Origin of the sequence: Halomonas sp. SSL-5 (assembly GCF_030708455.1) — a bacterium.
Lineage (GTDB): Bacteria > Pseudomonadota > Gammaproteobacteria > Pseudomonadales > Halomonadaceae > Halomonas.
Genome location: NZ_JAUYWF010000003.1, coordinates 139,203 through 156,782, shown reverse-complemented (window position 1 = coordinate 156,782; position 17,580 = coordinate 139,203). Strand labels below are relative to the sequence as shown.

The following is a 17,580-nucleotide window of genomic DNA, read 5'->3' as shown; positions in this document are numbered from 1 at the left end:
TTGGCCCGGTCCCTCATTTCGCGATGTCTCCCAGGCCCACCCTGAACACCTTCATGACCAGCGACATGAAGCCGATACACAGCACCAGCAGCAGGAAGGCGTAGGCCGCCCCCTGGTTCCAGTTGCCGCCCTCGAAGAACCAGTTGTAGATGATCTGGGTGAACCAGCGGCTGCCCGGCGAGCCGAGCAGCGCCGGCACCGCATAGCTGCCCGCCGCCAGCATGAAGGTCATGATGCAGCCGGTGGCGATGCCCGGCTTGGCGTGGGGGATCACGATGCGCCGATGGGTACGCAGGGTGCCGGCGCCGAGGTCCCGGGCGGCGCGTACCTGGTTGTCGTCGAGGCTCTCGATGGCGTTGTAGAGCGGGAACACCATGAACAGGATATAGGCGTAGACCATGCCCACCATCACCCCGCCGTCGCCACTCAGGAAGCGGATGGGGCGGTCGATCAGCCCCAGCATCAGCAGCAGCTCGTTGAGCGGGCCGCGGAAGGCCAGGATGATGAACCACGAGTAGGTGCGCAGGATCTCGTTGATCCAGAAGGGAATGATCAGCAGCAGGATGCACAGCGCCGCCTGCCGCGGGGTGGCCACCTTGGCCAGGTACCAGGCCAGCGGATAACTGACGGCCAGCGTCAGCAGGGTCACCAGCACGCTGGACCACAGTGTCTTGAAGAAGATCGCGCGGTGGATGTCGTTGGCGAACAGGGTGGCGTAGTTGGCCAGTGTCCAGCCATCCTCGGGGCCGCCGCGCTGGTCGGGCAGCAGGTTGGGGCGCAGCGAGTAGTCGATCATCTGCAGCTGCGGCAGGGTCACCATCAGGATCAGCCAGATCCCCAGCAGGGCGAGGATCGCCGCCGACAGGGGGCCGCCGAAGCGGGCGGCGAGCTGCCTAACCATCCGCCGCCTCCACCACCTCGCCGGTGGCCTCGTCGACCCGCGGACCGTCGTCCCGGGGCAGCACCACCGTCTCGGCGGGGTCGTAGCCCAGGGTGATCGCCGCACCGGGGGTCAGGGCATCGGCGAAGCCTCGCGACACCTCGCTGCCCAGCTGCACCCGCAGTGCCCCGCCGGAGCCCGCGAGACGCGCCCGCACCATCAGCCAGGCGCCCTCGAAGCTCACCGACTCGACCTCCGCGGCCAGGGTCGAGGCGCCCATGGTGGCATCACCCGGCGCGCCGGCGGCCACCGGGCGCAGCTGCTCGGGGCGCACATAGAGCGCCACCTCCGCGCCGCCGCCCAGGCTCGCCTCGGCCCCCACCCGGCCCTCCAGCTCGCCCAGGGCACCGGCATCCAGACGCACCCGCTCGCCCAGGCGGTCGATCACCCTGGCCTCGATGCGGTTGTTCTCGCCGACGAAGGCGGCGACGAAGCCGGTGGCGGGCTGGCGATAGAGGGTCATGGGGTCGGCCACCTGCTGCAGGCGACCCGCCGACATCACCGCCACCCGGTCGGACATGGTCAGCGCCTCGCCCTGATCATGGGTGATGTAGATGAAGGTGATGCCGGTCTTGCGCTGGATCGCCTTGAGCTCGCTGCGCATGTGCTGGCGCAGCTTGAGGTCCAGCGCCGAGAGCGGCTCGTCGAGCAGCAGCACTCGCGGCTCCACCGCCAGCGCCCGGGCGATGGCCACGCGCTGCTTCTGACCGCCGGAAAGCTCGGTGACCCGGCGCGCCCCCACGCCCTCCAGGGCCACCAGCGACAGCAAGCGCTCGGCGGCGGCACGCCGCGTGCGGCGGTCGACCCCGCGCACCTCGAGGCCAAACTCGATGTTCTCGAACACCGTCATCAGCGGGAAGAGCGCCAGGTTCTGGAAGATCATCGCCGTGGGGCGTCGGTTCACCGACACCCCGGTCATGGGCTCGCCGCCGATGAACACCTCACCCTCGCTGGGGGTGAGGAAGCCACTGATCATGTTGAGCAGGGTGGTCTTGCCGCACCCCGAGGGCCCGAGGAAGCTGAAGAACTCCCCCGAGCCGATCGTGAGCGACGTCTTGTCGATGGCGGTGACGTCGCCGAAGCGCATCACCGCTCCCTCCAGTCGGACGCTGCCGTCCATGGTCACCTCTCGCTCGGGCATCCGTCAGGCGGACAGGTAGCGGTCCTGGTACTCGTTGCGCAGCGCCACGTACCAGGGCTCCTGGATCGGCCACCACCACAGGTTCTCCAGGTCCTGCTCGGTGTAGGACTCGGTGAAGAACTGGCGCGTCGCCTCGGGCAGCAGCTCGGTGGCACCCTTGGAGGTGGAGTTGTAACCGGTGGCCTCGACGAACATGGCGCCGGCCTCGGGGGTGTAGTACCAGTTGATCAGCTCGTAGACGGCGTCCGGGTTGCTAGCATTCTTGGGAATCACGAAGCCCTCCATCCACGCCAGGGCCCCCTCCTTGGGCGCGCCGTAGGCGATGTCATCGCCCTCCTGCTGCAGGCGGAAGGCGGTGGAGTCCCAGGTCTGGCCGATGATGGCACCGTTGGTGCGGAAGGCGGCCTGGGCCTCGTTCTCGGTGTTCCAGAACTGCACCAGCATCGCCTTGTGCTTGACCGCCTCCTCGAGGATGACGTCGAAGTTGGCGCGCATCGCCTCCTCGTTCTTGTAAGAGTCGAGCAGCGGGTGGGGCAGCCGGCCCTCGCGCTCCAGCCACAGGCCGATGCCGACCAGCGCCGAGTGGCCGCGAACCGTGACGCCCTGGCCGTGCTCGGGGTTCCACAGGTCGGCGTAGCTCAGGTTGGCGCGATCGATGTCGGCGTAGCGGCGATGCCAGGTGATCGCCTCGGTGCCCCAGTCACTGGGCGCAAAGTAGCGCTTGCCGTCCACCACGCCGCCCACCTCGGAGCCCTCGATGGCGCTGTCCAGGGCGCCGCTCCAGTTGATGCGCGACTCGTCCAGCGGCTGGATCAGGTTGTAGTCGAGATAGCCCGGCACCCGGTCCACGGTGGGCATGATCACATCGAAGCCCTCGCCGGCGCTGGCGCGCAGCGAGTTCATCAGCTCGTCGTTGGTGCCATAGGGAGTGAAGGTCGCCGGGATGCCAGTCTTGTCGGTGAAGTCGGCCAGCATGGCGTCGTTGAAGTAGCCCGCCCAGGCGTAGATGCGCAGCGGCTCCTGCTGGGCCAGGGCCCGGTTGATGTAGAAGGGGCTGGGCAGCGTGGCGGCCGCCCCGGCGGCCAGCGAGCCCTGCAGGAAGCGGCGACGAGTGATCGACATGGGAAAGTTCTCCTCGAGCGGTGGGATCCGAAGATGGCGCGACGTGCCGTACCCTTATGTCGCCCGGCCGTGACAGCCGGATGACGCCGACATGACGCCTGCATGACCGTTCAATCCTGTGGAATCACTGTAGGCGATTCCCGGCGAGTCGCCAGGCCGCCACCATCAACGCTCCACGCGGCGCTTGCCTGAGGCCCACGCCATCGGCGAGGCTGGAACCTGTCGCCCCGAGACCGGTCTCGGGGTGACCCCAGGAAACCGCATGACGACCTCATCCATGGAAGAGACCACCCTACCTCCCGTACTTGCCGGCCCGCTGCTGCGCCGCCTGGCACCCGACCGCCTGGTGCTGTGGCTGGCGGCGAGCCGCCCCCTCGCGCTGACCCTCGCCCTCACCCCAGCCGGCGAGGGGACGCGACGGCTGTCCCTGGACGACCACTGCCGGCGCGTGCCGGTGGGCCGCCACGCCTGGTTGCACCTGATCGACCTGCCCCTCGAGACGCCGCTGCCGACCGACACCCTGATTGCCTACGACCTGCGCGTGCGCGACGCCGACCCCCGCCACGCCGGCGAAGGCGAGCGCGGCATCGCCGACTGGGGCCCGCACCTGTTGGACGCCGACGGCGAGCCGCCCGCCTTCGTGCTGGCCGGCCGCCACCACCGGCTGCTGCACGGCTCCTGCCGCAAGCCCCACCACGACGGCGGCGATGGCCTGGTGCGCGCCGAGGCGTGGCTGGCCGAGCGCCGCACGACCCCCGAGGAGCGCCCCGCCTGGCTGTTGATGACCGGCGACCAGGTCTACGCCGACGACGTCGCCGGCCCCATGCTGGTGGCCATCCACGCCCTGATCCGCCGCCTGGGGCTGTTCGACGAGCCGCTGGAGGGCGCCGTGGTGGCCGACAGCCGCGCCCTGCATGGCGAGGCCGCCCACTATTACGATCGCGAGTCGCTGCTGCCCGACGTGGAGAGCTCGGAGAACCTCCGCGAGCGCTTCTTCGGCGGGGTACGCAAGCCGGTGTTCACCTCGGCCAATGCCCACAACCACCTGGCCACCCTCGCCGAGGTGATGGCCATGTACCTGCTGGTGTGGTCGCCGACGCCCTGGGAGCTGATCCAGGTAGAAACGCCCTCGCTGGACGACAAGCACAGCACGCTCTTCGCCGAGCAGCGCGCGGTGATCGAACGCTTCGTGGCCGGCCTGCCCGCCGCCGCTCGCCTGCTCGCCCGGCTGCCCACGCTGATGATCTTCGACGACCACGACATCACCGACGACTGGAACCTCACCGCCGACTGGGAGCGCACCGCCTATGAGCATCCCTTCTCGCGGCGCATCATCGGCAACGCCCTGCTCGGCTATCTGCTCTGCCAGGGCTGGGGCAATGCCCCCGAGCGCCTGGCCGAACCGCTGGACGACTGCGTCCGGGTACTGCAGGCCGCCGCCCAGGGCGACGGCTGGCTAGACGGCGAGGCCCTCGATGCGCTGATCCGGGGCCTGCTGCGCTTCGAGGGCTGGGGGTTCGAGGTGCCGGGGGAGCCGCCGCTGGTGGTGCTCGATACCCGCACCCGGCGCTGGCGCAGCGAGCGCAGCCCGAAGCGCCCCTCGGGGCTGATGGACTGGGAGGCGCTGAGCGAGTTTCAGCAGGCGCTGCTCCACCACCGCTCGGTGATCATCGTCTCGCCGGCGCCGATGTTCGGCGTCAAGCTGATCGAGGTCATCCAGAAGTTCTTCACCCTGGCCGGCAGGCCGCTGGTGGTGGACGCCGAGAACTGGATGGCCCACCGCGGGGCGGCCAGCGTGCTGCTCAATATCTTCCGCCACTCGCGCACCCCGGGGAACTACGTCATCCTCTCCGGCGACGTGCACTACTCCTTCGCCTACGACATCCGTATCCGCCAGCGAAGCCAGGGGCCGCGGCTGTGGCAGATCACCTCCAGCGGCATCAAGAACGCCTTTCCCGACACCCTGCTCGACTGGTTCGATCGTCTGAACCGCTGGCTCTATGCGCCTTGGTCGCCGCTCAACTGGTTCACCAAGCGCCGCCGCCTGGCCATCACGCCCCGCGACCCGGACCGCGCCAAGGCCGGCGAGCGGCTATGGAACGGCAGCGGGATCGGCCTGGTCGACTTCGACGATCGGGGCCGACCCCGCGATATCCGCCAGCTCGACGCCCGCGGCTTCGAGGTGCGCTTTCCGCCGGCGGCTCAGGAAGAGGCCTGACGCCGGCGCCAGAGGAGGAGGCCACCGGCCATCACCAGCCAGGTCATGGCCGCGGCCATGACGTCGTCGAGCACGATGCCGGCACCGCCGGGCACCGCCTCGGCCAGGCTCACCGGCGGCGGCTTGGCACCGTCGAACACCCGGTAGACCACGAAGGCGGAGGCCATCGCCCAGGGCTGGCGGGCCGCCGTCTGGCCCAGCACCGCTACCGGGAAGGCGACGATCTCGTCGAGCACGATGCGCCCGTCATCCTTGGCGGAAAGCGCCTGCTCGGCCAGGTGGCAGACCGGCACCGCGGCCAGCAGCAGGGCCAGCGTCACCGCGACCTGCACCCGCCGGGTACGCCCCAGCAGCCACCAGGCCAGCGGCAGCCCCAGCAGTGACCCGACGGTACCCGAGGCCCAGGGCGAGAGCCCCGTGCCCAGGCCGGTGGCCAGCGCCATCAATGGCTCGACCATCAACCGGCCTCTCGGGCCTGGTGCTCGAGCTCGGCGGTGACCCCGTCGGGCAGCGCCAGCGCGCGGCCCAGCTGGTCGAGCCAGGCGCGCTCCATGCCATTCTGCTCATCGACCACCGCCACGCTGATCAGGTACATCTCGCGGGCCGCCTGGGGCGAGTCGACCTGGGCCGCCAAGGCCTCGGCATCCAGCGGCGCCTGGAGCTGACGCTCCACCCAGGCGTGCAGTTCCTGATCCGCGCCCAGCGCGTCGATCTGGCCGGCGATCAGTTCACGCTCCTGGGCGTCGATGTGGCCATCGGCGCGGGCCGCCATGATCATCGCCTGCAGCAGCTCCAGGCTGCGCCGCTCGAGGGCCTGGCCACCCAGCTGCTCCACCGCCTCGCCCTCGCTGGCCGAGCCGCGGCCCTGGCTGCCGGCATTGTCGCCGGCGTTGTCACGCGAGTTCTGCCACGCCTTCCAGGCCAGCATCCCCACCCCGGCGATGGCGCCATACTTGAGCGCCTTGCCGCCCAGCTTGCGGCCGCGCTTGGAACCCACCAGCATGCCCAGGGCGCCGCCGCCCAGCAGGCTCTTGACGTCGACCCCCGAACCGCCGCCCTGACCGGACGATGAGCCCCCACCGCCCAGCTGGCGGGAAAGGCTCCCGAGCATGCCCTGGATATCCAGGCCCGAGCCGCCCTGGCCGCTCGACCCACTGCCGGACTGGCCACCGGCCTGCTGCATCAGCTGCTGCAGTATCTTGCTGGCGTTCATCGCGTTCTCCTCATGACTAAACAGGCCCTGGCGGGGCCTGTAATTGACTCTATCCCAGGCGTCAGGGTTTCGACATTCGTTTCGACATCAACTGCGCGACGACGCATCATGAAAGCCTGACGAGAACCGGAGCCCCCCGCCATGAGCGTGACCCTCGACGACATCCGCACCGCCGCCGAGCGCATTCGGGGCAGCGTGGAGCACACTCCCTGCCTGCTCTCGCATACCCTGTCGCGCATCACCGGCTGCGAGCTCTACATCAAGTTCGAGAACCACCAGTTCACCGCCGCCTTCAAGGAGCGCGGCGCCCTCAATCACCTGCTGACGCTCTCCGAGCAGGAGAGACGGCGCGGCGTGATCGCCATGTCCGCCGGCAACCACGCCCAGGCGGTGGCCTACCACGCCGCCCGGCTGGGCATCCGCGCCACCATCGTCATGCCGCGGCATACGCCCAACCTCAAGGTGCACAACACCCGCCGGCTCGGCGCGGAAGTCCATCTCGAGGGCGAGGGCGTCGCCGAGGCCGGCGAGTACGCCCACCGCCTCGCCGCCGAGCGCAACCTCGTCTTCGTGCACCCCTACGACGACGAGCGCATCATCGCAGGGCAAGGCACCATCGCCCTGGAGATGCTCGAGGACGCCCCGGATCTCGACGCCCTGGTGATCCCCATCGGCGGCGGTGGCCTGATCGGCGGCAACGCCATCGCCGCCAGCGAACTCAAGCCCGGCATCGAGATCGTCGGCGTGCAGACCAAGCGCTTCCCTTCCATGCAGCAGGCCCTGGCCGGAGAACCGATCCACTGCGGGCTGGCCACCCTCGCCGAGGGCATCGCGGTCAAGCAGCCCGGCAAGCTGACCCTGCCCATCGTGCGCGAGCGGGTGAGTGATATCGTGCTGGTGGACGAACCCGAGATCGAGCGCGCCATCCTGCTGCTGCTGGAGATCGAGAAGAGCGTGGCTGAGGGTGCCGGCGCCGCCGGCCTGGCCGCGGTGCTGGCCGACCCCGAGCGCTATCGCGGACGCAAGGTGGGGCTGATCCTGTGCGGCGGCAACATCGACATGCTGGCACTCTCCTCGGTGATCCAGCGCGGTCTGGTCCGCAGCGGGCGCATCGTGCGCGTGCGCGTGGCGATCCCCGACGTGCCCGGCGCCCTGGCCGAGCTGACGCGGCAGCTCGCCGAACAGCATGCCAACGTCATCCATATCGCCCACCACCGCACCTTCACCGATCTCTCGCTGCGCGCCACCGAGGTGGAGGCCACCCTGGAGACCCTGGGCAGCGACCACACCCGGGAGGTGATCGAGGCGCTGCGCCGGGATGGCTACGACCCGGTGCTGCCGGCCAACGAGGTGCACCCCGACGAGCGCTGGGCCGGCAGCGAGAACTGAAGGGCCTTCCCCCTTGGAAGCATGGCGTGTCCGGGCCTTCCGGCGTACCCTAGACGCACTTTCCAGCGCGCAGAAAAGAGACGAGGCGATGAGCAGCAAGATCACAGTCGAAGCCCCCCTGGTCATCCTCCACGGTGACGAGATGGCCCAGGTAGCCTTCGAGAAGATTCTCGACACCTTCGTGACCTCCCGGCTGGAGATCCCGCTGGTCGAGATCGACCTCTCCGCCGAGAACCGCCTGGTCACCAACGGCCAGGTGGTAGTGGATGCCGTCGAGGCCCTCAAGGCCCATGGCGTAGGCATCAAGAACGCCGGCATGACGGTCAACCGCACCCAGCTCGGCGAGCTGCTCGCCAAGCACCCCGATCTCGACGGCACCAAGCTGAACCCGCTGGCCACCAAGTCGCCCAACGGTGCCATCCGCAAGGGCATCGGCGGCAACATCACCCGCGAGGACATCCAGTTCCGCAACCTCATGGTCAAGCGCCCCGAGTGGGTCGACCGCGACATCGTCATCGACACCATGGAGGTCGGCGGCATCAAGGAGAGCTTCAACGAGTTGTCCCGCGCCACCGGCATCGTCAAGCTGATGTTCGTCGGCGAAAGCGGCGACCCGGTGGAGCTGCACCGCCGCGAAGTCAAGAAGGGCGACCCCTGGCTGCTCGCCACCAACGACCTGGAGGACGTCAAGGCCTGGGCCCACCGCTTCTTCCAGCGTGCCATCGACGAGAAGCGCGACATCTACCTGGGCCTCAAGGACACCGTCATCTCCGGCTATGACGGGGTGATGCGCGCCGCCATCGAGGGCATCTATGACGCCCACTACCGCGAGCAGGTCGAGGCCCTGGGGCTCAACTACCACTACGAGCTGATCGACGCCCAGGCCGCGCGCCTGGTCGCCAACCCGCCCGAGCGGGCGCTGTGGGGCGTGCCCGACAACACCACCGGGCGCAAGCTCCACAAGCTGGTGGAGCAGCTCAAGCGTTTCGGCATCCCCGACCGCAAGGCCCAGGTCTCCATCTCGCGCATGAGCGCCGGCGGCGGCGACCAGTACGGCAGCTTCAACGCCCCCGCCGAGGAGGACGGCATCCTCAAGGTGATCGTCGACGGCGAGGAGAAGCACGCCCGCCACGTCAGGAAGGGCGACCCCATCCTGCTGATGTCCAACGACCACGCGGCGATCAAGGACTGGGTGCTGCAGGTATTCCGCGACGCCTCGCGCAAGGGCAAGGAGGTCTACTTCGGCCTCAAGCGCGAGTACATGGAGTACGACGAGGTCTTCAGCACCGTGATCACCGACGTGCGCCGCGAGCTGGCCGAGAATGGCACCCCGCCGCCCTCGTTCATGATCATGCGGCCCTCCAGCCAGCTCATCAAGATGATCACCGACCCGCCCCGCAACGCCCTCTATCCGGCGCAGAACCTGGACGGCGACATCTTCTCGGATATCTCCGCCGCCCTCGGCGGCAGCCTGGCCACCGCCAGCTCGATCATCGAGAGCAAGGACGGCACCATGCTGTTCGAGGCGCCCCACGGCACCGCCCACGATCTCTACCTCAAGTACCTGGAGACCGACGGCCGCGAGGCGCACTTCAACTCCTCCGCCCTGCTCTTCGCCGTGGCCAATGCCCTGGAGACCCTCGGCGAGCGCGCGGAGAACCCCGTGCTGGTGGAGTATGCCCAGCGGCTCAAGGCGGCACTGATCGACACCGTCGACGCGGGCATCATCACCGGCGACCTCAAGGGCAAGACCAACGCCCCGGAAAACGAGACCCTGGTCGACATGGAAGGCTTCCTCGACGCCGTGGCCAGCCGCCTCTGATCGTCACCCAGTCGCCTTCGACACCAACGGGGCCTGCCTTTGCGCAGGCCCCGCGTCGTTCGGCCACTCGCCTCGCGGCCCGAAAATGCCGATACTGACGGCCACCCTACCAGCCGGAGCCAACCCCATGAGCGAACACGAACGCACCATCATGGCCTTCGACGACCAGGGCCGCGAGGTGATGATCGATATCCAGGTCAGCGTCAGGGAGCTCGGCGAACTGACCCATGCCGGCCCGGTCAGCGGCGGTCCCGCCCTGCGCACCCGCGAGGGACACCCGGTCAGCTACCTGGGCGGCGGCGAATTCTCGGTCACCCTGCCCGGCGAGGAGGAGTCGATCTTCCGCACCGACGACCCCGACTTCGCCTGAGACTCGCCCTGATGTGCCCCCTTACCCCTTACCCCTTACCCGACCGACAGGAGGCCCCATGGCCGTTATTCTCCAGGTGCACTTCCCCTTCGATGGCCCCTTCGGCGAGGCCATGGTCGAGGCCATGACGCCGCTGGCCCGCTCCATCAATGACGAACCCGGCCTGCTGTGGAAGATCTGGACCGAGGACGAGCAGGCCGGACGCGCCGGCGGCGTCTACCTCTTCGCCACCCGCGAGGATGCCGAGGCCTACCGGCGGATGCACACCGCTCGCCTGGAAGGCATGGGCGTGGCCGGCATCGAGGCCCAGATCCTCGAGGCCAACGAGGCACTCTCGGCGATCAACGGCGGCCCGCTGCCCGGTTTCCAATAGGAAAAACAGGACCGCCATTCCCCGGGACCAATGGATGAGTAGCGGCCACCTGTTTCCTATTGGAAACTTCGTTCACTCAAGGCATCATGTCGAAAGATGTCGCTATGCTTGAGACATGCCGCTTCGTTTTCCCTGATCCCGGAGGCCCCCATGAGCGAGCTGAAGCAAACCCCTCTGCATGACCTGCACGCCGAACTCGGCGCCAAGCTGGTGCCCTTCGCCGGCTACGAGATGCCGGTGCAATACCCGCTGGGCGTGAAGAAGGAGCATGAGCACACGCGCACGGCCAGCGGGCTGTTCGACGTCTCGCACATGGGGCAGCTGCTGCTGCGCGGCCCCTCCCCGGCCGAGGCGCTGGAGACCCTGGTGCCCGCGGATATCGTCGGCCTAGCCGAGGGCATGCAGCGCTACGCCATCTTCACCAATGAGGCGGGTGGCATCCTCGATGACCTGATGGTGGTCAACGCCGGCGACCACCTCTATCTGGTGGTCAACGCCGCCTGCCGGGACCAGGACATCGCCCACCTGCGCGCCAACCTGCCCGCCGGGCACGAGATCGAGGAGCTGGATCGTGGCCTGATCGCCATCCAGGGCCCGCAGACCGCCGAGATGATGAAGCGGCTGTGCCCGGAAGCCACCGAGATGGTCTTCATGCAGCATGGCCACTTCGAGATCGACGGCATTCCGGTGTGGGTCAGCCGCAGCGGCTACACCGGCGAGGATGGCTTCGAGATCTCGGTGGCCGCCGAGCAGACCGAGGCCCTGGCACGCCGCCTGCTGGCGGAGCCGGAGGTCGAGGCGATCGGCCTGGGTGCCCGTGACTCCCTGCGCCTGGAGGCCGGCCTGTGCCTCTACGGGCACGATATCGATACCACCACCCTGCCGGTGGAGGCCGGACTGATCTGGGCCATCGGCAAGCCTCGCCGCAATGGTGGCGAGCGCCCCGGCGGCTTCCCGGGTGCCGAGGCGATCCTCCACCAGGTCGAGGCCAAGGACCATACCCGCAAGCGGGTCGGCCTGCTCGGCGAGGGGCGCGCTCCGGTACGCGAGGGTGCCCCGCTGCTCGACGCCGAGGGCAACACCATCGGTGCGGTGACCTCCGGCGGTTTCGGCCCCAGCGTGGGCAAGCCGGTGGCCATGGGCTATGTGACCCTCGAGCACGCCGAAGTGGGTACCACCGTCTACGCCGAGGTGCGCGGCAAGCACCTGCCGATGACCGTCAGCAAGACCCCCTTCGTCGCCCCTGGCTACTACCGTGGGAAATGAACAGCGTGGGAAATGATCGGCACGGCAACTGATTGCCGCGGGCCGCTGACTGACGCGGGTTGCCGCGGCTGGTGAAGTCACCGCCGCGGGTCAATTCCTCCCGCGGCGACGCAAGACCGAAGCCCACCCTGGCGCTACCTCGCCGGGGCGGGTCTGCAAGGCCAGGGCCGCCTGATCCGGCCCGACAACACAACAATCCTGCAAGCACCCAACCACCGAGAGATCCTCGATGACTTCTACGCTAAAATCCCTCTTCAGCCCGCTGCTGCGCCTGGGCCTGATCACCCAGATCGCCATCGGCATTGCCTGCGGCATCCTGCTCGCCGTGGTGTCTCCCGACCTCGCCGCCTCGTTCTCGCTGCTCGGCGAGCTGTTCGTCTCGGCCCTCAAGGCCGTGGCGCCGATCCTGGTATTCGTGCTGGTAGCGGCGGCCATCGCCGGCCACCGCAAGGGGCAACCCACCCATATCCGCGGCGTGCTGATCCTCTACGTGATCGGCACCCTGGTGGCGGCACTGGTCGCGGTGGTGGCCAGCTTCGCCCTGCCTACCACCCTGACGCTGGACATGCCCGAGGTCAGTGGCAACCCGCCGGGCGGCATCATCGAGATCCTGCGCAACCTGCTGCTCAATGCCGTGGCCAACCCGGTCACCGCGCTGATGGAGGCCAACTTCATCGCCATCCTGGCCTGGGCCATCGGCCTCGGCATGATGCTGCGCCACGCCGGCGAGGCCACCCGCGGCGCGCTCAACGACCTCTCCGAGGCGATCTCCGGCATCGTTCGCGTGGTCATCCGCTTCGCCCCGCTGGGCATCTTCGGCCTGGTCGCCAATACCCTGGCCCAGGCCGGCCTGGGGGCGCTGCTCGAGTATGGCCAGCTGCTCGGCGTGATCGTCGGCTGCATGCTGTTCGTGGCGCTGGTCACCAACCCGCTGATCGTCTTCTGGCAGACCCGCCGTAACCCCTACCCGCTGGTCTTCACCTGCCTGCGCGGCAGCGCCATCACCGCCTTCTTCACGCGCAGCTCGGCGGCCAATATCCCGGTCAACATGGCGCTGTGCGAGAAGCTCGACCTGGATCCCGATACCTATGCTATCTCCATCCCGCTGGGCGCCACCGTCAACATGGCCGGCGCGGCGATCACCATCTCGGTGATCACCCTGGCCGCCGCCAACACCCTGGGCATCGCGGTGGACTTCCCCACCGCGCTGCTGCTGTGCGTGGTCTCGGCGCTTGCCGCCTGCGGCGTCTCGGGTGTGGCCGGCGGCTCGCTGCTGCTGATCCCCATGGCCGCCAGCCTGTTCGGCATCTCCACCGACGTGGCCATGCAGGTGGTAGCGATCGGCTTCGTGATCAGCGTGGTCCAGGACTCCACCGAGACGGCGCTCAACTCCTCCACCGACGTGCTGTTTACCGCGGCCGCCTGCCGCGCCGCCGAGGGGCGGCAGGCGCGAACCGTGACGCAGTAACACCGAGTCGCCACGACAACAAAAGAGGTTCACGACCATGTCCATCAGCGTCTTCGACCTGTTCAAGATCGGCGTGGGGCCCTCCAGCTCCCACACCGTGGGCCCGATGCGGGCCGCCTACGACTTCGTCGGCGAGCTCAAGGAGCGTGACCTGCTGACCCGTGTGGCGCGGGTCGAGGTGCAGCTCTACGGTTCGCTCTCCGCCACCGGCATCGGCCACGGCACCGACCACGCCGTGATCATGGGGCTGATGGGCGAGCGTCCGGATCGCATCGATCCGGACATCATCGCCCCCTCCATCGAGGAGCTGCAGGAGGCCCAGGCGCTGCGTCTGGATGGCCGTCACAGCGTGCCCTTCATCTGGGCCCGCGACATGCAGCTGCTCGAGGAAAGCCTGCCCCACCACCCCAACGCCATGCGCCTGATCGCCCACGGCCATAGCGAGGAGCTTCACCGCAACACCTACTACTCGGTGGGCGGCGGCTTCGTCATCGACGAGGCCCAGGCCGCCGCCGGCTCGCTGGATGCGGACACCACCCAGCTGCCCTATGACTTCAACAGCGCCGAGGAACTGCTGCGGCTGTGTCGCGCCCACGACCTGCGCATCAGCGAGCTGATGCTGGAGAACGAGAAGGCGTGGCGCAGCGAGGACGAGATCCGCGAGGGCCTCGCCGGCATCTGGCGCGCCATGCAGGCCTGCGTCAAGAAGGGCATGGAGGCCGAGGGCATCCTGCCCGGCGGACTCAACGTCAAGCGCCGTGCCAAGACTCTCTACCGGCACATGCTGGCCAGCAAGGACGATCATTCGCTGATCGCCTCCACCATGTCGGCCATGGACTGGGTCAATCTCTATGCCCTGGCGGTCAACGAGGAGAACGCCGCCGGCGGGCGCATGGTCACCGCGCCCACCAACGGCGCCGCGGGCATCATCCCGGCGGTACTGCAGTACTACATGCAGTTCCAGACCGGGGCCGGCGAGCGCGACGTGGTGAACTTCCTGCTCACCGCCGGCGCCGTGGGCATCCTGTGCAAGAAGAACGCCTCCATCTCCGGCGCCGAGGTGGGCTGCCAGGGCGAGGTGGGCTCCGCCTGCGCCATGGCCGCCGCCGGCCTCACCGAGGTGATGGGCGGCACCATCGACCAGGTGGAGAACGCCGCCGAGATCGGCCTGGAGCACAACCTGGGGCTGACCTGCGACCCGGTGGGCGGCCTCGTCCAGGTGCCCTGCATCGAGCGCAACGCCATCGCCTCGGTGAAGGCGATCAACGCCACCCAGATGGCGCTGCGCGGCGACGGCGAGCACTTCATCTCGCTGGACAAGGTGATCCGCACCATGCGCGACACCGGCGCCGACATGCAGGCGAAGTACAAGGAGACCTCGACGGGCGGGCTGGCCGTGAACGCCATCGAGTGTTGAGTCGGTAAGCCAAGGCCAGCGAAGGGCGGACACTTGCCAAGTGTCCGCCCTTTCATTGTGATGGAGTAGTAGCAGCCGGGGCGAGTGCCCGGCGGGCTAGAAGCTGTAGGTGTACGTCACATAGAGCCGATCGACATCATGCGTGATGAAGCCGGCCGGGCTCAGATTCAACTGCTTATTGCTGCCCGGGCGGGGCTCGCCCTCGGTCTCGAAGTTGACGTGCAGCCAGGCCAGTGACAGCCCGTCCAGGGGGCCCTGAAAGCGGTACTGCAGAAAGCTCAGCAGCTCGCTGCGCGAGAACCCGGTGTAGCCGTCTGCCTCATCGGAGTGAGCGTAGTAACCATCCCAGCGCAGTCCCTCGACGCCCAGCGTGCTCAGGTCCAGGCCGGCGCTGACCTTCCACATCGCCTCGCCTCCCAGGCCGAAGCGGTAGAAGTTGTCGGCGGCACTGTCCCAGGTGCCGTAATCCCGGTCGAACAGCACGCGGTCGAAGTTATCGCCCAGCACCTTGGAGTAAGCCACGCCCACATAGCCGGGGGCTTGACGCCAGGTCAGCGACAGCTCGTTGGAGCGCGAGTCATGTTCGGCATCTGCCGAGTAGACACCGGGCACCCCCTGCTCCTCGAACAGGTTACCCCCATCGCTCTGCCGGGTATGGGCCAGGCCCACCGCCAGGGTCGCATCCTGCGTGACGGCAAAGTCCCGGCTTAGGCGCACAAACGCCTCGTCGAGGTAATCCTTCGCCGACAGGTACTCGGCCTCGGCCTTCAGTTCGCCCGGCAATGTATAGCTCAGCCCGGCCAGGTCGACGCTGTCGATGGCCTGGCCATCGAAGGTGCGCAGGTCATCGCCCCAGCCGGATTCGTCGCGGGGACTGAAGCGCTCGATGCGTGCCGCATAGAGCGACAGGTCGCGGAAGTCGTAGGCCGCATCGAAGCCGACCGAGGCAGCGGGCAGGATGCGCGAGGTGTTGTCGGCGTAGAGGCGATAGTCGCGTACCTTCTTGCCCCAGCCCAGGCGCAGCCGATTGCCCTCGTCGCCGAAGCGCAGCTTCAGGTAGGCCGTGGTCGGCTTGGCGATGGCATCCGGATCCTGGAGATCGTCGTCGGTGGAAAGGTTGCTGACGTTGTTGGCCTCGCTGCCCACGTTCAAGGCATCCGCGACCCCCACCCCCAGGTCGAAACCAATGATGTCGCGATAGAAGCCGGAGGTGTAGTCGAGCCGCAGGGCATGCACCCACTCGTCACGGGTCGGCCCCACACCGGTTCCCGGGTCTTCGTTCCAGTAGTACTGGCGGTACTGCAGCTGGGTCTGGCCATCTTCGGTGAAGCCGGCGGCGAAAACGAGTGACGGGGAGAGGGACAGCAGCAGGGCGGCGCCTGCCAGGGTGGGTCGGGTCATGGTGATCTCTTTTGCGTATGTTGGTTGTGGATTTTGTTTCTTGGGCACGCGGGTGGCCGGCCCTGCGTGTGAGCAGGGCGGCGTTGATCAAGCAAGGATCGTGAGAGGTCAGGCCAGGTAGGCGAGTGCCCCGGCCGCCATGGCCTCGATACCGGTGCGCATGGTCAGCGCATTGCCCGGGAAGTAGTAGGGCGAGTGGGGCATCTCCAGGTGGCGCATCTTCTGTGCCACGCCCTCCCCCGGGGTCTCGGCCCAGCGCTCGGCCGGGGTGGCGCCGATGAACCAGTAGACGTAGGGAATATCCTCGCCGCCGAAGCCGCCCGCCTCGGCATTGCCGAAGAAGGGAAAGTCCTCGCTGCCGTTCAGGCGCGGCATGGCGTAGAGGCTTTCCTCGCCGAACTGGGCGGCATGGGCCCGGCGCACCCGCTCCACGCTCGCCGGGTGGTTGTGCAGGGCGATGGTCTCGTTGAGCACCCGGAACGCCGGGGGCTTGGGCGAGCGGCCCGCCTCGCACTCGGCGCGGATGATGCGCTCGATGGAGGCCACCACCTGGCGGTGCAGGGCGTTGTCGAAGCTGCGGATATTGATCTCGAGCTCCGCCGAGTGGGGAATGATATTGGCCTGGGTACCGGCGGCGAGCTTGCCCACCGTGACCACCACGGTCTCCTCCGGCGGCACCTCCCGGGAGACGATGGTCTGCAGCCGGGTCACCACATGGGCGGCGATCACCACCGGGTCCACCGTCTGGGCCGGCATCGAGCCGTGGCCGCCGGCGCCGTGGATGGTCACCGCCAGGTTGGTGCAGGCGGCCATGGTGCCGCCGGCACGATGCCCGACGCTGCCGGCCAGCGCCGGCATGTTGTGCTGGCCGAGGATCACATCGGGGCGGCCGAAGCGGTCGTAGAGGCCGTCATCGAGCATCGCCCGGGCGCCGCCGAAGATCTCCTCGGCGGGCTGGCAGATCAGCATCAGGGTGCCGGACCAGCGCTCCTTGAGCCCCGCCATCACCGCGGCGGCACCGACCACGCAGCTGCTGTGCAGGTCATGGCCGCAGGCGTGCATCAGCGGCACCGTGCCGCCCTCGGTCTCGGCCGTCCGCGTGCTGGCGTAGTCCAGGCCGGTGTCCTCCTTGATCGGCAGCGCATCCATATCGCCACGCAGCATGACCGTGGGGCCATCGCCGTTCTTCAGCACGGCCACCACGCCAGTGCCACCCACGCCGCGGGTCACCGCATAGCCCAGCGTCTCCAGCGCCTCGGCGAGGCGAGCGCTGGTCTCATGCTCCTGGAACGGCAGCTCGGGATACTGGTGCAGCCGGCGATAGAGCGCCTGCACGTCATCGAAGGCGGCCTCCATCTGGGCGCCGATGGCGCCCTTGAGATCATTGCCGGTGTCATCGATCGTGGAGCTATCGGTGTGAGTCGTCATGCGGAGCTCCTT

15 protein-coding genes are annotated in these 17,580 nt (G+C 68.3%); 8 read left to right on the top strand and 7 right to left on the bottom strand.

Annotation, left to right across the window (positions count from 1 at the left end; translation table 11 throughout):
- Window positions 1-13 precede the first annotated feature (13 nt).
- From RAN53_RS04350 to RAN53_RS04340, 3 genes are read right to left on the bottom strand one after another with little or no spacing between them, the layout of a single operon-like run.
- Entirely contained in the window at window positions 14-901 is an 888-nt protein-coding gene (locus RAN53_RS04350; RefSeq protein ID WP_305795591.1) for an ABC transporter permease, read from the bottom strand.
- Complete coding sequence (locus RAN53_RS04345) at window positions 894-2,060, bottom strand: ABC transporter ATP-binding protein (protein WP_305795590.1); 1,167 nt, start codon at window positions 2,058-2,060, stop codon at window positions 894-896. Before RAN53_RS04345 ends, RAN53_RS04350 begins: the two co-directional genes overlap by 8 nt.
- A 24-nt stretch (window positions 2,061-2,084) precedes the next feature.
- Window positions 2,085-3,203 (bottom strand): substrate-binding domain-containing protein, encoded by a 1,119-nt coding sequence (locus RAN53_RS04340; protein ID WP_305795589.1) that lies wholly within the window; start codon window positions 3,201-3,203, stop codon window positions 2,085-2,087.
- A gap of 262 nt (window positions 3,204-3,465) precedes the next feature.
- On the opposite strand from RAN53_RS04340, the gene RAN53_RS04335 reads away from it, so the two are divergent.
- A complete protein-coding gene (locus RAN53_RS04335) occupies window positions 3,466-5,421 on the top strand; it encodes an alkaline phosphatase D family protein (RefSeq protein WP_305795588.1) in 1,956 nt (651 codons plus the stop codon).
- Here the strand turns inward: RAN53_RS04335 and RAN53_RS04330 are convergent.
- Together RAN53_RS04330 and RAN53_RS04325 are read right to left on the bottom strand one after the other, a co-directional pair.
- Window positions 5,406-5,879 carry a phosphatidylglycerophosphatase A gene (locus RAN53_RS04330; RefSeq protein WP_305795587.1) on the bottom strand — a complete coding sequence of 158 codons (474 nt, stop codon included), beginning with the start codon at window positions 5,877-5,879 and terminating at the stop codon, window positions 5,406-5,408. The genes RAN53_RS04335 and RAN53_RS04330 overlap by 16 nt on opposite strands.
- Window positions 5,879-6,634, bottom strand: coding sequence for a tellurite resistance TerB family protein (locus tag RAN53_RS04325; protein WP_305795586.1), 756 nt, complete (start codon window positions 6,632-6,634; stop codon window positions 5,879-5,881). Before RAN53_RS04325 ends, RAN53_RS04330 begins: the two co-directional genes overlap by 1 nt.
- Window positions 6,635-6,775: 141 nt before the next feature.
- On the opposite strand from RAN53_RS04325, the gene RAN53_RS04320 reads away from it, so the two are divergent.
- The 7 genes from RAN53_RS04320 to RAN53_RS04290 all read left to right on the top strand — a co-directional run bounded on the left by RAN53_RS04320 (window position 6,776) and on the right by RAN53_RS04290 (window position 14,739).
- Window positions 6,776-8,023: a threonine ammonia-lyase gene (locus RAN53_RS04320; RefSeq protein WP_305795585.1), complete on the top strand. Its 1,248-nt coding sequence runs from the start codon at window positions 6,776-6,778 to the stop codon at window positions 8,021-8,023.
- An 88-nt stretch (window positions 8,024-8,111) separates the two neighbouring features.
- Entirely contained in the window at window positions 8,112-9,845 is a 1,734-nt protein-coding gene (locus RAN53_RS04315; protein ID WP_305795584.1) for an isocitrate/isopropylmalate family dehydrogenase, read from the top strand.
- 127 nt (window positions 9,846-9,972) lie between these two features.
- Entirely contained in the window at window positions 9,973-10,215 is a 243-nt protein-coding gene (locus RAN53_RS04310; protein ID WP_305795583.1) for a hypothetical protein, read from the top strand.
- 58 nt (window positions 10,216-10,273) lie between these two features.
- Window positions 10,274-10,588 (top strand): monooxygenase, encoded by a 315-nt coding sequence (locus RAN53_RS04305; RefSeq protein ID WP_305795582.1) that lies wholly within the window; start codon window positions 10,274-10,276, stop codon window positions 10,586-10,588.
- A 150-nt stretch (window positions 10,589-10,738) separates the two neighbouring features.
- Window positions 10,739-11,854 (top strand): glycine cleavage system aminomethyltransferase GcvT, encoded by a 1,116-nt coding sequence (gene gcvT / locus RAN53_RS04300; protein ID WP_305795581.1) that lies wholly within the window; start codon window positions 10,739-10,741, stop codon window positions 11,852-11,854.
- A gap of 229 nt (window positions 11,855-12,083) precedes the next feature.
- On the top strand, window positions 12,084-13,322 hold the full coding sequence (gene sstT / locus RAN53_RS04295) for a serine/threonine transporter SstT (RefSeq protein ID WP_305795580.1): 1,239 nt from the start codon (window positions 12,084-12,086) through the stop codon (window positions 13,320-13,322).
- Between the two features lie 37 nt (window positions 13,323-13,359).
- Complete coding sequence (locus RAN53_RS04290) at window positions 13,360-14,739, top strand: L-serine ammonia-lyase (protein WP_305795579.1); 1,380 nt, start codon at window positions 13,360-13,362, stop codon at window positions 14,737-14,739.
- A 96-nt stretch (window positions 14,740-14,835) separates the two neighbouring features.
- Here the strand turns inward: RAN53_RS04290 and RAN53_RS04285 are convergent, their stop codons facing one another.
- The gene (locus RAN53_RS04285) at window positions 14,836-16,140 is read right to left on the bottom strand and encodes an OprD family outer membrane porin (RefSeq protein ID WP_305795578.1); all 1,305 of its coding nucleotides are present in this window, start codon (window positions 16,138-16,140) and stop codon (window positions 14,836-14,838) included.
- Between the two features lie 108 nt (window positions 16,141-16,248).
- On the bottom strand, window positions 16,249-17,568 hold the full coding sequence (locus RAN53_RS04280; RefSeq protein WP_305795577.1) for an amidohydrolase: 1,320 nt from the start codon (window positions 17,566-17,568) through the stop codon (window positions 16,249-16,251).
- Between the last annotated feature and the right edge of the window lie 12 nt (window positions 17,569-17,580).

What these genes read in the sequence shown, in the direction of transcription:
- RAN53_RS04350 (WP_305795591.1), bottom strand. Translation starts at nt 901, where the DNA reads ATGGTTAGGCAGCTCGCCGCCCGCTTCGGCGGCCCCCTGTCGGCGGCG.
- RAN53_RS04345 (WP_305795590.1), bottom strand. Translation starts at nt 2,060, where the DNA reads ATGGACGGCAGCGTCCGACTGGAGGGAGCGGTGATGCGCTTCGGCGAC.
- RAN53_RS04340 (WP_305795589.1), bottom strand. Translation starts at nt 3,203, where the DNA reads ATGTCGATCACTCGTCGCCGCTTCCTGCAGGGCTCGCTGGCCGCCGGG.
- RAN53_RS04335 (WP_305795588.1), top strand. Translation starts at nt 3,466, where the DNA reads ATGACGACCTCATCCATGGAAGAGACCACCCTACCTCCCGTACTTGCC.
- RAN53_RS04330 (WP_305795587.1), bottom strand. Translation starts at nt 5,879, where the DNA reads ATGGTCGAGCCATTGATGGCGCTGGCCACCGGCCTGGGCACGGGGCTC.
- RAN53_RS04325 (WP_305795586.1), bottom strand. Translation starts at nt 6,634, where the DNA reads ATGAACGCCAGCAAGATACTGCAGCAGCTGATGCAGCAGGCCGGTGGC.
- RAN53_RS04320 (WP_305795585.1), top strand. Translation starts at nt 6,776, where the DNA reads ATGAGCGTGACCCTCGACGACATCCGCACCGCCGCCGAGCGCATTCGG.
- RAN53_RS04315 (WP_305795584.1), top strand. Translation starts at nt 8,112, where the DNA reads ATGAGCAGCAAGATCACAGTCGAAGCCCCCCTGGTCATCCTCCACGGT.
- RAN53_RS04310 (WP_305795583.1), top strand. Translation starts at nt 9,973, where the DNA reads ATGAGCGAACACGAACGCACCATCATGGCCTTCGACGACCAGGGCCGC.
- RAN53_RS04305 (WP_305795582.1), top strand. Translation starts at nt 10,274, where the DNA reads ATGGCCGTTATTCTCCAGGTGCACTTCCCCTTCGATGGCCCCTTCGGC.
- gcvT (WP_305795581.1), top strand. Translation starts at nt 10,739, where the DNA reads ATGAGCGAGCTGAAGCAAACCCCTCTGCATGACCTGCACGCCGAACTC.
- sstT (WP_305795580.1), top strand. Translation starts at nt 12,084, where the DNA reads ATGACTTCTACGCTAAAATCCCTCTTCAGCCCGCTGCTGCGCCTGGGC.
- RAN53_RS04290 (WP_305795579.1), top strand. Translation starts at nt 13,360, where the DNA reads ATGTCCATCAGCGTCTTCGACCTGTTCAAGATCGGCGTGGGGCCCTCC.
- RAN53_RS04285 (WP_305795578.1), bottom strand. Translation starts at nt 16,140, where the DNA reads ATGACCCGACCCACCCTGGCAGGCGCCGCCCTGCTGCTGTCCCTCTCC.
- RAN53_RS04280 (WP_305795577.1), bottom strand. Translation starts at nt 17,568, where the DNA reads ATGACGACTCACACCGATAGCTCCACGATCGATGACACCGGCAATGAT.